Source organism: Streptomyces sp. NPDC001027 (assembly GCF_040299045.1).
Lineage (GTDB): Bacteria > Actinomycetota > Actinomycetes > Streptomycetales > Streptomycetaceae > Streptomyces.
The window spans coordinates 1-15,055 of record NZ_JBEPBI010000193.1 but is presented as its reverse complement, the minus strand read 5'-3'; the positions used below and the strand labels follow the sequence as shown (position 1 = coordinate 15,055).

Below are 15,055 nucleotides of genomic sequence, written 5' to 3'. Positions count from 1 at the left end.
AGTACCGATTCGTGTACTTGCTTCCCACCTGGCACTGCTTCCTCTGGAACCTCAGATCCCAGTCTCCAGGTGTCCACGATCAAGGGGAAGCTTCAGCTCACGAAACGCCTGCCGTTCAGGCGTCAGCCCACCACCCTGCGGATACCTCACACCACCGGCATACCGCAACGATCACACATCGTCAGCCCCCAACGACATCACGCCGCAAAGGTCAGTAACAAAAGCTGTTGATCATGTGACTGTTGGCTTGTCTGCTCGTTGGTCTGGTCGTGGGGAAGCGTCAGTCGCGGCCGTGGATCGTGTCGGATGAACTGTGGTCGCTGATCGAACCGTTGCTGCCTGTGCCGGGTCCGAAGCTGGTCGAGGGCAGACCTCGGGTGCCGGACCGCCAGGCCCTGTGCGGGATCCTCTTCGTCCTGCACACCGGGATCCAGTGGGAGTACCTGCCCCAGGAGCTGGGCTTCGGATCCGGCATGACCTGCTGGCGCCGCCTGGCCGCCTGGAACGAGGCGGGCGTCTGGGACCAGCTCCATGTGCTGCTGCTGGAGAAGCTGCGCTCGAAGGGCAAGCTGGACTGGTCCCGGGCGGTGATCGACTCCTCGCACGTCCGCGCGGCCCGCAGGGGCCCAAAAGCGGGCCCAGCCCGGTCGACCGCGCACGTCCGGGCAGCAAACACCACCTCATCGTCGACGGCCAGGGCATCCCGCTCGCGGTGTCGCTGACCGGCGGGAACCGCAACGACGTCACCCAACTCCTGCCACTGCTCGACAAGATCCCCGCTGTCGCAGGCCGGGTCGGCAGACCGCGCCGACGCCCGGACGCCCTCCTGGCCGACCGCGGCTACGACCACGACAAGTACCGTCGCCTGCTCTGGCAGCGCGGGATCCGCCCCGTGATCGCGAAGCGGGGCGAACCTCACGGCACTGGTCTGGGCATCTTCCGCTACGTCGTCGAGCGCACGATCGCCTGGCTCCACGGCTTCCGACGCCTGCGCATCCGCTGGGAACGACGCGACGACATCCACGAGGCATTCCTCGGGCTTGCTGTCTGCCTGATCACCCACCGCCACGTCCAACGGCTTTGTTAGGGCCTTTAGGCCGGCGTTCAGGACGCCTGCAATCTCGTGGCTGGAGGCTTGCCGCCGTACTTGACCCGGTGGAGCCGGTTCAGCTTGCCCGGCAGAACGGAGTCCTGCCCATGGCGGATTCGATGCCGCCGAGGATCAGGTTCTGGAACTGGTCTGCGCCGGGGAAGGAGCCATCGGTCGAGAAGGCCTTGGTGTCGTGGCCGAGGGTGGTGAGCCAGGCACGTCCGCCGTCGTAGTACTGGCACCAGGCGACCGGGTGGTGCCTGCCGTGTCCGGGGTGGCCCTGGTTGCCCGTGACCCCCTCGGCGAGCGTGGATTCGTCGACGGAGGCCAGGACGCGGACCTTCGAAGGGGCCGGGATGAGGTTGTACCACTCGTCGGTGAAGTCCCAGCGTGCCGGAAGATCCGAGGTGGAGGAGTCGCGGCGGTTCTGCACGACGACCGTGCCGCGCTGGTCGGGCCCGTGGTCGTAGAAGTTCGCGCCGCCCAACAGGCCCTCGTACCAAGGCCAGTTGTACTCGGTACCGAAGGCGTTGTGGATCCCGACGAAGCCTCCGCCGCCGCGGACGTACTGGCGCAGGGAGGTCTGCGCGGCGTCGTCGAGTGTGTCGCGGCTGGTGGAGTAGAAGACGACCGCGTTGTACCGGAAGAGCCGTGCGGGGGAGGAGAGTTGGGTGACGTCCTCGGTCCAGTCGACGGTGAAACCGTTCTTCGTGCCCATCCTGACCAGGGCGTTCTGTACGACGTTGGTGTCGGCGAGCGCCGGGTTGAGCCCGGCGCCGAGTGTGGGACCGAGGTTCGCGTGGCGGGGACCCGCGGTCCGCGTGTAGAGGAGCACACGATAGCCGTCGGCGGCCAGGGAGAAGTTGCCCCACTGGTGGTAGCACTTGGCGCTGGTGCCGCGGCAGACCCCGTAGTCGGGGTCGCCGAGTTCCTGCGCTCCGGCTCCGGTGGGTCGGCCTTCGCTTCGCGCGGAAGCCCTGTTCTCGGACATCTGGTGCTGGAGGCCGAGGAAGGCGGCCAGGGCGATGAGGAGCGTGGCACTGACCGCGCCTACTACGGACACCGTCGTACGTGCTGGACGTGCTGTGGACGTCATGGCGGCCGGTCCTCTCACTGGACGACGATCTTGCCGGTGGACTGGGGGAAGGCAGGATCGTTGTAGAAGTACTCGCCGGGCTTGCCGAAGGTGTACGTGTACGACTGGCCCGGCATCAGCAGCCCGGTGTCGAACTCCGCGTCGAAGAAGGCCACCGCGCCATGGGCCTGCCGGTTGTCGGCGGGGTTGGTGAAGGTGACGGAGGTGCCGGCCGGAACCGTCAGGTGCTGCGGCGCCATGGCGTTCTGGGCGACCGTGTTCTCGGTTGTGCCGGGGGAGCCCGTGGCGGCGCTCCAGACGCGGCCGAGGGTGACGGTGTTGCGTGCCGTCGCACCGGTCACGGCGGCGGTACGGATCTGGTTGCGGCGGGACGGGGGAGTGGGCGCGGGGGCTTGGGCGACCTTGCCGCCGAGCTTGAACGCCCAGAGGCGGTCGCCCCGCGGGATGTCGGGGAAGGGGAGTCCGTTGCCTCCGGCGAGCACGGCGATGTACTGCTCGCCGTCGATCTCGTACGAGATGGGGACGGTGTTGACTCCGGCGCCGCACTGCCAGGTCCACAGAGTCTTGCCGTCGGTGTCGTCCATCGCTTCGAGGACGCCGTCCGGGCGGCCCTGGAGGAGGACACGGCCGGCTGTGGTGAGGATGCCGTTGCCGTGGGCGAGGGACCAGGGGCCCTCCTTTCGCCAGGCGACGGTGTTGGCGCGGGGGTCCATCGCGACGAGGCCGCCGCCGAACAGTTCACCGAGAGGGCGGGCGGTGTTGACACGTCCGCCGCGGGTGTTGGAGTAGGAGGAGTTGACGAGGCCGTAGCCGACGTAGACGTATCCGGTCTTCGGGCTGAAGGAGGGGAAGCCCCAGTCGGCGCCGCCGCCCGCGCCCGGGAAGAGGATGGTGGCCCGGTCCCAGAAGACCTCGTACAGGCCCCCGGTCGGGTAGAAGGGCACGGGCCGGGTCGTCTTGTCGAGTTCCGGATACGGGGACACGAACGGCTCGCCGCCGGGGAAGGGCTGGGTGGGCGAGGTCTTCTGCAGGGCGTGCTGGGGGACCGGCCGCTCCTCCATTCCGTGGACGGCCTCGCCGGTGCGGCGGTCGAGGATGTAGTACCAGCAGGTCTTCGAGCCGTAGACGACGACCTTGCGTTTCCTGCCGTCGATGAGGAGGTCGGCGAGCACCGGTGCCATGACGTTGTCGGCGTCCCAGATGTCGTGGTGGACCGACTGGAAGTGCCAGCGCCGCTTGCCGGTCTTGGCGTCGATGGCGACGATCGAGTTGGCGAAGAGGTTGTCGCCGCCGCGCGAGGAGCCGTCCGTGCGGGGGTAGGGGTTGCCGAACGTCCAGTAGACCAGGCCGAGTTCGGGGTCGACGGCCGGGTGGATCCAGGGGACCGCGCCGCCGGTCTTCCAGGAGTCTCCCTCCCAGGTGTCGTGCCCGAACTCCCCGGGCCCGGGCGGGCCCCAGAAGGTCCACTCCACGTTGCCGGTCCTGGCGTCGAGCGCGTATCCGCGACCGCGCGCGCCGGCGGTCGAGCCCTCGGTGCCGATGTAGACCAGGCCGTCCCAGTGCACGACCGCGCCGGCCAGTCCGCCGCTGTTGCCGCCGCACTGGCCGCTGTCGTTGTCGCAGCCGTCGTCGCCACCGTTGTCGTCGACGATCAGCGGCTTCTGCCAGACGATCGCTCCGGTCTTCTTGTCGAGGGCGTAGACGATGTTGGCACCGGAGATGGTGAAGACCTTGCCCTCGGCGACGGCGACACCGCGCATGTTCGTGGTCTCGGTGCCGAGGTTCGTCTTCCAGATGACCTCGCCCGTCCTGCCGTTGATGGCGAAGACGTTCTGCTGTGTGGTCTCGAGGTACAGCACACCGTCCTGCACGACGATCGTGCACTGCTGGTACGCGCCGGTGGAGCCGCCTTCCAGGTTGATGTGCCAGGCCCCGCCGAGCCTCTTGATGTTCTGCGGGGTGATGTCCCGGAGTGTGGAGTGGTTCTGGTTGCCGTAATTGCCGCCCACCTTGGGCCAGTTGGCGCCGGTGGTGCCGAGCGCGGCGGGCTGCGGGGGCACCGGGAGCGCGAGGCCGGCCGACGTGTTCGGGGCCGCTTCGGCGGGGGGCGCCAGGGAGGAGACGGTGGCCGCGCCGCCCGCCGCGGCTGTCAGGAGAAAGGAGCGTCTTTCCATCGTTCAGTTCCCTCGATTCGATCAAGGTCCGCTAGATGGTTTACAAGATCCGTAGAATGGGTTGGCATGACGAGAGGTCACGTTAGGGACGGCTGTGCGTCCATGACAAGACGCGCGACAGGGGATTTTCGAGCGTCGTCGAGGGTCAACCAAGCGCTACGGACGCGCTGTTGGTGGCACCAGGTGGACGGGCACCATGGAAGGCGGCATGGGGCTCTTGTTGCGGCGCCCCTGCCCGGTCTCCTCCCAGGCGTGGGCCAGGATGCCGACACTGCGGCTGAGCACGAAGAGGCCGCGGGCCAGCGGCGCGGCGAAGCCGAGTTCGGCGTAGATGACGGCGGTGGCGCCGTCGATGTTCATGGGTACGGGCTTCCTGCCCTCGCGCCCGCGGTTGAGATGAGCCTCCACGGCGCGGGCCGCCCGCAGGTGAGCACCTTCCACCAGGCCGTCCGCTACGGCCCGGTCCACCAGGGCGAGCAGCGGGTCGCGGCGCGGGTCGCGGGGGTGGAAGCGATGGCCGAAACCGGGCAGATAGCGCGAGCGGCCCCGCCACTCGCCGACCACCTCCGCCACGGCGAGGTCGAACTCCCGGCCCTGTCCGTGCCGTTCGGTGATCTCGCTCAGCAGCTGCACGCATTGCTGACCTGCCCCGCCGTGCACGTCACCGAGCATGTTCACCCCGGTGGCCACGGCGCTGTTGAGCCCCACCCCGCAGGTGGCGGCCATTCGGGCGGCGGCGATCGAGGGCGCCTGCGGTCCGTGGTCGACGCCTGCCACCAGTGCCGCTTCCAGGAGCCCGGCCTGCTCGGGACGGGGAAGTTCGCCCCGGAGCATCAGCCAGATCGTCTCGACGAACGTCGCGTGGCCGATCAGGTCCTGTACCGGGTGTTCGCGCAGTTCGATGATGCCGGGTTCGACCCGGCTGACGGCGGTGGCCCACCACTGCGCGACCAGGCCGTCCTGCGGCCCGGCCGTCATGAGGCCCGCGCCTCGGCGGCGTGGCGGTGCGCCCGCCAGCGTGCGATCAGCCGCTCCCGCTCCTCGCCGTGCTGGTCGAGCAGCGGCGGCGGGTCGTCCGGCGGGAGCGGTTCGCCGTCCACCAGTACGCCGTTGCCGCTGGCCCGCAGCGTGCGGCCGGAGCCGTCCGGATAGGGCAGGTCGGTGAAGAAGCCGCGGTGCGCCAGCTGTTCCAGCTCCACGGCTTCGGGGACCGTCAGGACGCGGGCCGCCGGGACCCCGGCCGCGGACAGCGTCTCCTCCCACTCCAGAGCGGTCTTCTGGCGCAGTGCCGCGTTCAGCTCGGTGTTGAGTTCCGTACGGTGCCGTTTGCGTGCCTCGCGCTCGGCGAACCGTGGGTCGTCGACCAGGTGGGGCAGCCCGGCGAGCCGGCAGAGCGTGACGAACTGCTCCTGCCGGTTGGCCGCGATGTTCAGCCCGCCGTCGGCGGTCTCGAAGGTCCCCGACGGGGCCGCGGTGGCGTTCTGGTCGCCCATCGGTTCCGGATCCACCCCGCTGACCAGGTAGTTGGAGACGGCCCAGCCCATCGCGGAGAGGGAGACCTCCAGCATGGAGACGTCCAGCCGCGCCCCTCGCCCGGTCCTCTCCCGTCCCAGCAGAGCCGCGCTGATCGCGAGGGCCGCGCCGAGACCGCCGAGCGAATCGCACACCGGGAAGCCCACCCTGAGCGGGGCGGTGTCGGTGGTGCCGGTGATGCTCATCATCCCCGACAGACCCTGGATGATCTGGTCGTAGGCGGGGGCCGCGCTCATCGGCCCCGACTGCCCGAAGCCGGTGATCGCACAGCTGACCAGGCGCGGATTGAGATCCCGCAGCCGGTCGGCGCCGTATCCCATCCGGGCCAGCACCCCGGCCCGGAAGTTCTCCAGCAGGACATCCGCGCCGCGCACCAGTTCCTCAAAGTCGGCCCGGTCGCCGGGGTCCTTGAGGTCGAGCACGAGTGACTTCTTGCCGGCGTTCTGGGCGAGGAACGAGGCGCCGATACCCGCCCGGTTCAGCTCCGGATCAGGGCCGAGACTCCGCGCGAGATCGCCCCTGCCCGGCTGTTCGACCTTGACGACCTCGGCGCCGAGGAGCATGAGGTGGTAACTGCAGTACGGTCCTGCGAGCACATTGGTGAGATCGAGTACACGGATTCCTGAGAGCGGTCGTTCGGGCATGCACCGGCTCCTTCTGCGGTTCCTGCGGCTTCTGTGCGTCCTGGAGTTCGTGCAGTCTCTGCGGAGGTTGCGGCGCCTTCTGCCGCGTGATCACTTCGTCGGGCTGAGCGGGTGGTCGAAGCCCTGCTCCGACATCTGCCGGGCGACCTCGGTGAGCGCGGCGGCGAACCGCTCGACGGTGGACTCGGAAAAGCGATGGCTGGGTCCGCTCAGCGAGAGCGAGGCGACGACGGCCCCGCTGCGGCCGACGACGGGTACGGCAACGGCCGTCAGCCCCTCGTCGCGCTCACCCCGGCTGACCGCGAAGCCGCGCTCCGCCGCAAGGTCCGCCCACACCCGCAACTGCCTGGCATGCCCCTCGCCGTGCGGCGAGCCCGTGGCGATCCGGTGCAGCAGGGCATCCGGAGCCGTACACAGCAGGATCTTGGACGAGGCGCCCGCCCACAGCGGGAGTTCGTCGCCGACCCGTACGACATGGCGCAGCGGCTGCGGGCTCTCCTGCTGGGCCACGCAGACACGGGACAAACCCCGCAGCATGAAGAGATTGACCGTCTCCTGCTGTTCCTCGGCCAGCTCGCGCATCAACTTGCTGGTCTCGCGGGGCAGTTCCCAGCTGGTGTGCGCGAGATGCGCCCAGCGCCACAGACCAGGGCCCGCGGTGTAGCCAGCCGGAGTGTCCCAGACCAGACCGCACTGTTCGAGGGTCTGCACGAGGCGCACCACCGTGGTCTTGGCCAGGCCGGTGGCGTCGACGATCTCCCTCAGCGTGACCGTCGGCTGATCCTCGGTCAGCAGACCCAGGATGTCCAGAGCCCTGCGCACACTACGTACCCCGGTCGCCTGCTCCTGGTCGCTCTCGCTCACGCGCCTTCCCCCTTCGCTTCGAAACTTCCTCGAACGGCCCTCTTGCCACCGCGAGTTGGCGCCCGTACGTTACACGCCGACCCACAGAGCAGTCCACCAGTACCACTTAGCAGTTTCCTGGGAGAGACCTCATGCTCGATTCCCTTCTCAAGGCTGGGGCGGACGCGGCGGCGGCCGAAGCGCCTCCCCACGTCGCCGGCCAGTGGGGTGGCAACGGTCCCGCGATGACCCGAACAGGCCCGTACCTGCGCCGGGTTGTCAGTCGGACGACCACGGCGACGGGGGAGGAGGTCGCCGACGCTCTCGCCTACGCCCGTTCCTCGGCCCGCACGGTGGCCGGCCTCGCCCCCGCCCTGCGCGCGGACATCCTGGACCGAGCATCCCGCGCCGCCTCGGCCCACCGCGACGGGTTGGCCCGCCTCCTCGCCCTGGAGCTGGGCAAACCCCTCAAGGACGGACTCGGCGAGATCGACCGGGTCGCGGACACCTTCGCGGTGTGCGCCTCCGAGGCGCGCCACATCGGCGGTGAGACCCTGCCCGTCGCAGGCTGGCAACGCGGCGTCGGCAACACCGCCTTCACCTACCGGGCACCGGCCGGGGTGGCCCTCGCCATCACCCCCTTCAACGCCCCCGCGAACCTCCTCGCCCACAAGCTCGGCGCCTCTTTCGCCGCGGGCAACACCACACTCGTCAAGGCTCCGCCGCAGGCACCGGCCGTCACCGCCGCGATCGTGGCGCTGCTCCTGGAGTCGGGAATGCCCCCGCAGGCGGTACAACTGCTGCACGGCGGTGGCGAGGTGGGCGCGCTGGTGTGCGCTGCCGACGAGGTGGCCGTCATCAGCTTCACCGGCAGCGCGGAGACCGGCCGGGCCGTCGCCCGCGCGGCCGGGGCCAAGCGCCTGGTCCTCGAACTGGGCGGCAATGCCGCGACGATCGTCTGCGAGGACGCCGATATAGGGCAAGCCGCTAAGGAGTGCGCCCGCACCGGATACAGCAACTCCGGCCAGAGCTGCATCTCCGTCCAGCGCGTCTACGTCCACCGCTCCCGCTACGACGCTTTCCTCGACGCATTCACCGCCGCCGTCGACACCCTGAAGGTCGGCGACCCTCTCGACCCGGCCACCGACGTGGGCGCGATGGTCGACGAGGAGGCCGCCGAACGCGTGGTGCGCTGGTCGGCCGAGGCCGCCGGTTCCGGCGCCCGGGTGCTGCGCGGCGGCACCCGGGACGGCGCCACCGCCGCGCCCACCGTCGTGGCGGATCCGGCGCCGGACGCCTCGGTCGTGGTCCACGAGGTCTTCGGGGCACTGGTCGCGGTACTCCCGTACGACGACTTCGGCGCGGTCATCGACGCCTGCAACACCAGCCGCTACGGCTTGCAGGCCGGTCTGTTCACCCGCGACATGGGCCGCATCATCACCGCCTGGCGCGAGCTGGAGACCGGCGCGCTGATCGTCGGCGGCAGCTCCAACTACCGCCTCGACCACGTCCCCTTCGGCGGGGTCAAGGACTCCGGCTTCGGACGCGAGACACCCCGCTCGATGATCGACGACTACACGGTCGTCAAGACCCTCATGCTGCGCGGACTGTCTGTGTGGGGCGACACGAGCGCCCTCGACGCGGCCGCCATGCACACGACGTCCACCGGTACGACCTCCACCGACGGGGAGACCGACGCATGACCGTGACCGCCGCCGAAGCCCTGGCCGGCCAGCTGGAGTCGTACGGAGTCGAGTACGTCTTCGGCACCTGTGGCCACACCAACATCGCCCTGCTCGACGCGCTCGGCCCCAGCCCGATCAAGTTCGTGATCGCCCGCCACGAGCAGGCCGCCGCACACGCCGCCGACGGATACGCCCGCGCCTCCGGAAAACCCGGCGTCCTGCTCACCCACGTCGGCCCCGGCATGATGAACGCGGTCACCGGAGTGGCCACCGCCGCTCTCGACTCGATCCCGCTGTTCGTCATCTCCGGCGACATCCCCTCCTACTACGCCGGCCGCCACCCGCACCAGGAGGTCAACCTCCACGCGGACGCCGACCAGACCTCCATCTACCGACCGTTCACCAAGCGCGCCTGGAACGTCCACCGCGTCCAGGACCTGGCCCGTACGACGGAACGGGCGTTCTGGACCGCGACCTCCGGGCGGCCGGGAGCCGTGCTCGTCAACGTCCCCATGGACCTGTTCAACCGGCAGGTCGAGGAGTACGCCGGGGAGTACCCGCTGCCCGGCGGCTCCTCCCTCCCCGGTCTCGACCGGGCGACCGCCGAGCGCATCGCCCGGACGCTGCTGAGCGCCGAACGCCCGCTGATCTACTTCGGCGGCGGACTGCGTGAACCAGCTGCCCGCCAGGCCCTGTCGGCGCTAGCCGAGCACCTCGACATCCCGCTCGCGCACTCCCTGATGGGCAAGGGCAACCTGCCCGACAGCCATCCGCTGCTGCTCGGCATGCCCGGCTTCTGGGGCCTGGAGACGACCCACGAGTACACCAAGGGCGCCGACGTGGTCCTCGCGCTGGCCACCCGGTTCGCGGAGACCGACGCCAGCTCGTGGGACCCGGCGTACACCTGGACCTTCGGTGACAAGGACAGCCCGCCCAGCAAGCTCATCCAGATCGACATCGACCCGGCCGAGATCGGCCGCAACTACCCCGTCGAGATCGGTGCCGTCGCGGATGTCGGCGACGCGGTACGGGCCATCGGCGCCGCCGTGCGGTCCGCCAGGCCCGAGCCCTTCGTGAGAGCGGGATTGCGCGACACCATCGCCACCGCCCGCCGGGCCGTTTACGCCACCGCCCGCGAGGACGGCCGCAGTGACAACTTCCCGCTGCGGCCCCAGCGCATCCTCGCCGACCTTCGCGAGGCCCTGCCCGACGACGCGGTGCTGGTCACCGACGTCGGGTGGAACAAGAACGGCGTCGCCCAGTGCTACGAACTCCCCGAAGGCGGGCGCTTCATCACGCCCGGGGGAGCCTCGACCATGGGCTTCGGCCCGGCCGCCGCGGTCGGTGTGCAGCTGGCCCAGCCGGACCGCGCGGTGGTCGCACTGATCGGCGACGGCGGGATGAGCGCCCAGCTGCCCGCGGTGCCGATGGCCGTCGAACAGGGCCTGCCCGTCATCTTTGTGGTGATGAACAACCGGGCCCACGGCACCATCGCCGACCTCCAGGCCTCCTCGTTCGGCCGGTCCTACGGCTGCGAGTTCACGGACGCCGAGGGACGGCCCTACAGCCCGGACTTCGCGGCCTTCGGCCGGTCCTGCGACGCCGACGGATACACCATCGTCGCCCCCGCCGACCTCTCCAAGGCCCTGGCCGACGCGATCGCGCGGCGCAGGCCCGCCGTCATCGACGTACCGATGGTCAACGAACCCGTACCGACGCCGGGCCACTGGAACATCAAGGACATCTACCGCGGGTCCTTCGCCGACTGACCTCCCCGCACCTTCCCGTCCGCTCACAACGAGGTGACCCCATGACCCGCAGCAACACCCCACGACCACGCACCACCACCCGAGCCGCCGTCTGCACCGCCGCCGCGCTGGCCGCCGCCCTCACCGCGTGCAGCGCACCCGGCGAGTCGTCCGACGACACCAAGGCCTCGTCCGGACCCATCAAGGTCGCCGTCGTCAACGCGCAGAGCGGGCAGCTCAGTTCACTGGGCGACTGGGAGTACAAGGGAGCCAAGCTCGCCGTCGACGAGTGGAACAAGAAGGGCGGCATCGACGGCCGCAAGATCCAGCTGAAGCTCTTCGACGACCAGGGCGACCCGACCACCGGCACCAACCTCGCCCGCAGGCTGGTCAGTGAGAAGTACGTCGCCATGATCGGCACGGCGGAGAGCGCCGTGACCATCGCCATGGGGCCGGTGCTCCAACAGGCGAAGATCCCGAACATCACCTCCGGTCAGTCCGACGGCCTGGTCGCGCTGAAGAGCCCGTACCTCTTCCTCAACGGACCGACCAGCACCACCTACGACTCGACGCTCGCCCAGCACCTGGTGAAGGACAAGGGCTACAAGAAGATCGCCATGATCACGAACAACGGCTCCTTCGGGAAGGGCGAGCACGACGCCTTCCTCAAGGCCGTCAAGGCGCTCGCGGTGAACCCGTCCACCGACCAGGTGGTCACCACCGACCAGAAGGAGTTCAGCGCCGCACTGACGAAGATCCGGGCCAAGAAGCCCGACGTCATCTTCATTGGCTCGGAGGAGGTCGAAGCCGGACTGATCGTCAAGCAGGCCCGGGACCTGGGCATCACCGCCCCCTTCGCGGGCGCCGCACCGCAGGGCACCCCCGTCTTCATCGACACCGCGGGCAAGGCAGCCGCCGAGGGCACCATCGTCAGCTCGCCCTACCTCAGCAACGACGTCAGCGACGCCTCGAAGAAGTTCGCCGCCGCCTACGAGGCCGCCTACGGCAAGGAGGCGGAACTGCACGGGGCCAAGGCCTACGACGGCGCGAACATCCTGCTGACCGCACTGAAGACCAGCAACGGCGCGGTCGGCGAGGAACTCGCGGACGCGATCCGCGACACCCGGTACCAGGGCCTGCTCGGTGACTTCGCGTACGACGAGACGGGAGTCGGCATCACCAAGACCACCATCGGTGTCATCCGCGACGGCAAACTCGTCCCGCAGCAGTAGGCACCGGGAGCACTGACGTGCAAGAGACACTGCAGACACTCGTCTCAGGCCTGAGTCTCGGGGCGGTCTACGCCCTGGTCGCCATGGGGTTCTCCCTGGTCTACCGCACCATGGGCCTGGTCAACTTCGCCCACGCCGACATCGCCATGATCGGCGCCTACGCTGCCTCCACCTTCTACCTGACCTCCAAGCTGCCCTTCGCCGTCGCCATGGTCGTGGCCATCGCGGTCACCGCCGCGATCGGGCTGGTCATCGAGCGGGTGCTGCGGCCGCTGGAGAACAAGGACTTCGACCTGATGCTGATCGGCACGATCGGCTTCGGCATCGTCCTGCAAGCTGTCGCCATCCTGATCTGGGGCACCACCGGACGGGCGGTCCGCTCGCCTGTCCGGTCCGCCCCGCTCGACCTGTTCGGGGTGCGTGTGCGCACGTACGACCTGCTGGTGATGGCCGTCGCGGCCCTCGCCGTGATCGGCCTCGCCTGGTTCCTCGCTCGCACCAAGCGCGGCGCGGCCATGCAGGCCGTCGCGATGGACCACGAGGCGGCCACCGCCGTCGGCATCGACGTCGGCCGCAGCAACGCCCTCGCCTTCTCCATCGGGGCAGGTCTCGCAGCCCTGGCCGGCGGTCTCGTCGGACCGATGCTGTACGTCGACGCGTCACTCGGCGGAGCACTCGGCATCAAGGGCTTCGCCGCCGCGATGCTCGGCGGCTTCGGCTCCATCCCCGGAGCCGTTGTCGGCGGACTGGCGATCGGCGTCCTCGACTCCTACGCGGCCGGCCACTTCCAGGGCTACTCGGTGCTGGTGACCTTCCTGGTCTTCACCGCCGCCATCATGATCCGCCCGATGGGCGTCTTCGGGGAGAGGACGGTGAGCCGCGCGTGAGGTTCCGTGTCAAAGGCCCCTCGGCCACCCGCGCCGGAGGCCTCGCGGCCATCGCGGTGGCCGCCTGGCTGCTGCCGTACGGCCTGGGCAGCTACTCCATCCATGTCGTCAACATCGCGATCATCTATGCCCTGTTGGCCGTCGGCATGGGCCTCGCCATGGGCATCTCCGGGCAGATCAACCTCGCCCAGGTCGCGTTCTTCGGCGTCGGCGCGTACACCCTCGCGATCCTGACCACCGACTCCGGATACGGGTTCTGGGCAGCGGCGGTCATCGCCGTACTCGCGACCGTGGCGACCGGCCTGTTCGTCGGCATCCCGGCGCTGCGCATGCAGTCCCACTACCTGGGGATCGTCACGCTCGGCCTGGCACTCGGCTTCATCAACTGGATCACCAACGCCTCGGTCACCGGCGGCGCCGACGGCATCTCCGGAATCCCGCTCGCCACCCTGCCCGGCATCGATCTCTCCAGCGAATACCTCTACTACTACCTGGAGTTGGCGGTCTGCGCGTTCGGCCTCGGCTTCGGGCTCTTCGTCGTCCGTACGTCCCTGGGGCGACGGCTGCGCGCGATGCGCGACGACTCCCTGGCCGCGGGCGCGATGGGCGCGGAGATCCCGCTGCTGCGCATGACCGCGTTCCTGCTCGCCAGCCTGTACGGGGGACTGGCCGGAGTGCTGTACGCGGGCCTCATCCGCTATGTGGCCCCGGAGACCTTCTCCATCGGCAACATGTTCATCCTGCTCGCCATGGTCATCATCGGCGGCCGGCGCTCCCTCGTCGGCTGTCTGGTCGGCGCGGTCGGACTGACCCTGATCCGCGAGTGGCTCTCCGACTTCTCGACGTACGCACAGCTCGGATACGGCGTGGTGGTCGTCCTCATGGTCATCTTCGCACCGACCGGACTCGCCGGAATCCCCACCCGCGTACGGGAGTTCGCGAACCGACGGCGACGCAGCCACACCGAGGACCGCGCCCGGCTGCGCCCCTTCCAGCCGTATGAGGCCATCGAGACGCCAGCCGCCACGAACGAGCCTCTCCTGGAAATCCGGTCCGCCACCAAGGACTTCCGCGGACTGCGCGCCCTGGACGACGTCTCCCTCACGGTCCGGCCCGGCGAGATCCGTGGCATCGTAGGACCCAACGGCTCCGGCAAGACCACCCTGTTCAACGTGATCAGCGGCTTCTACCGGGCCACCTCGGGACAGGTGCGGTTCGGCGGCCGCGCCACCACCACCGCCCGCCCGTACACGCTCTCCCTCCTCGGCGTGGCCCGCACCTTCCAGAACCTGCGTCTGTTCGGCCAGCTGACCGTCCGGGAGAACATCCTCGTCGCGCTCGACCGCACCAGGACCTACACCATCTGGCAGTACGCGGTGTGGCAGCCCGGCGTCGTACGCCGCGAGCGGCAGCTGCGCCGCCAGGCCCAGGAACTCCTGGAACGCTTCGGGCTCACCGACTTCGCCGAGGCCGCCCCCGGTTCCCTGCCCTACGGCATCCAGCGGCGCATCGAGATCGCCCGGGCCATGGCCTCCCGGCCCAGGCTGCTGCTCCTCGACGAACCCGCCGCCGGGCTGAACGGCGAAGAGGTGCAGCAGCTCGCCCGCATCGTGCGCTCCATCCGCGACAGCGGCACCACCGTCGTCCTCATCGAGCACAACATGGGCCTGGTCATGTCGCTGTGCGAGCGCGTCACCGTGCTCTCCAGCGGCGGGGTCATCGCGGAGGGCACGCCCGCCGAGGTGGTCGCCGCTCCCGAGGTGATCGAGGCGTATCTCGGGGACTCCGCGATGGCCGACGTTCCGTTGCCTGAACCGGCCCCACCCCGGGCCTCCACCGCTCCGGCCCAGGCACCTGCCTCGGCCGAGGCACCTGCTTCGAAGGAGGCAACCCGGTGAGGACGATCCCCTTCCGGCGAACGGCCGCCCCCGCGGCCGGTGCCCCGGCCACACTCGCCGTCGACGACCTGTCCGTGCACTACGGCGGGGTCCGCGCGGTCAGTTCGATCAGCTTCAGCGTGGAGCCCGGGGCGTCGGTGGGCATCATCGGCGCCAACGGCGCGGGCAAGACCTCCACCCTCAAAGCCCTCATGGGACTGGTACCGCGCGGCGGCGGAAGCATCA

The 15,055-nt window shown here is 69.6% G+C and carries 12 protein-coding genes; 7 read left to right on the top strand and 5 right to left on the bottom strand.

From position 1 onward, the window contains the following. Nucleotides 1–269 precede the first annotated feature (269 nt). Nucleotides 270–1,087 (top strand): IS5 family transposase gene (locus tag ABT300_RS33275; protein WP_502978049.1). Its coding sequence is split into 2 segments (ribosomal slippage): nt 270–599 and nt 602–1,087, totalling 816 coding nucleotides; the frame shifts between segments, so codons are not numbered across the junction. Between the two features lie 79 nt (nt 1,088–1,166). Here the strand turns inward: ABT300_RS33275 and ABT300_RS33270 are convergent. The 5 genes from ABT300_RS33270 to ABT300_RS33250 form a co-directional block, all read right to left on the bottom strand. Continuing rightward, nucleotides 1,167–2,186, bottom strand: coding sequence for a ThuA domain-containing protein (locus ABT300_RS33270; protein ID WP_351683723.1), 1,020 nt, complete (start codon nt 2,184–2,186; stop codon nt 1,167–1,169). A gap of 14 nt (nt 2,187–2,200) precedes the next feature. Further along, nucleotides 2,201–4,360 (bottom strand): outer membrane protein assembly factor BamB family protein, encoded by a 2,160-nt coding sequence (locus tag ABT300_RS33265; RefSeq protein ID WP_351683721.1) that lies wholly within the window; start codon nt 4,358–4,360, stop codon nt 2,201–2,203. A gap of 156 nt (nt 4,361–4,516) precedes the next feature. Beyond that, on the bottom strand, nt 4,517–5,338 hold the full coding sequence (locus tag ABT300_RS33260; protein ID WP_351683719.1) for a citryl-CoA lyase: 822 nt from the start codon (nt 5,336–5,338) through the stop codon (nt 4,517–4,519). After that, entirely contained in the window at nt 5,335–6,537 is a 1,203-nt protein-coding gene (locus ABT300_RS33255; RefSeq protein WP_351683716.1) for a CaiB/BaiF CoA transferase family protein, read from the bottom strand. Before ABT300_RS33255 ends, ABT300_RS33260 begins: the two co-directional genes overlap by 4 nt. A 90-nt stretch (nt 6,538–6,627) precedes the next feature. After that, on the bottom strand, nt 6,628–7,401 hold the full coding sequence (locus ABT300_RS33250; protein WP_351683714.1) for an IclR family transcriptional regulator: 774 nt from the start codon (nt 7,399–7,401) through the stop codon (nt 6,628–6,630). A 224-nt stretch (nt 7,402–7,625) separates the two neighbouring features. Here ABT300_RS33250 and ABT300_RS33245 point away from each other — a divergent pair, with 224 nt between their 5' ends. The 6 genes from ABT300_RS33245 to ABT300_RS33220 form a co-directional block, all read left to right on the top strand. Beyond that, on the top strand, nt 7,626–9,083 hold the full coding sequence (locus tag ABT300_RS33245; protein WP_351683712.1) for an aldehyde dehydrogenase family protein: 1,458 nt from the start codon (nt 7,626–7,628) through the stop codon (nt 9,081–9,083). Beyond that, nucleotides 9,080–10,834 (top strand): thiamine pyrophosphate-binding protein, encoded by a 1,755-nt coding sequence (locus ABT300_RS33240; RefSeq protein ID WP_351683709.1) that lies wholly within the window; start codon nt 9,080–9,082, stop codon nt 10,832–10,834. The genes ABT300_RS33245 and ABT300_RS33240 overlap by 4 nt, the downstream gene beginning before the upstream one ends. 41 nt (nt 10,835–10,875) lie before the next feature. Further along, on the top strand, nt 10,876–12,045 hold the full coding sequence (locus tag ABT300_RS33235) for an ABC transporter substrate-binding protein (protein ID WP_351683706.1): 1,170 nt from the start codon (nt 10,876–10,878) through the stop codon (nt 12,043–12,045). A 17-nt stretch (nt 12,046–12,062) separates the two neighbouring features. Then, nucleotides 12,063–12,932 (top strand): branched-chain amino acid ABC transporter permease, encoded by an 870-nt coding sequence (locus ABT300_RS33230; protein WP_351683703.1) that lies wholly within the window; start codon nt 12,063–12,065, stop codon nt 12,930–12,932. Continuing rightward, entirely contained in the window at nt 12,929–14,830 is a 1,902-nt protein-coding gene (locus ABT300_RS33225; protein ID WP_351683701.1) for a branched-chain amino acid ABC transporter ATP-binding protein/permease, read from the top strand. The genes ABT300_RS33230 and ABT300_RS33225 overlap by 4 nt, the downstream gene beginning before the upstream one ends. Next, nucleotides 14,827–15,055, top strand: a 229-nt coding sequence (locus tag ABT300_RS33220; protein ID WP_351683698.1) for an ATP-binding cassette domain-containing protein, incomplete at its 3' end; no start/stop codon positions are given. The genes ABT300_RS33225 and ABT300_RS33220, both read left to right, overlap by 4 nt.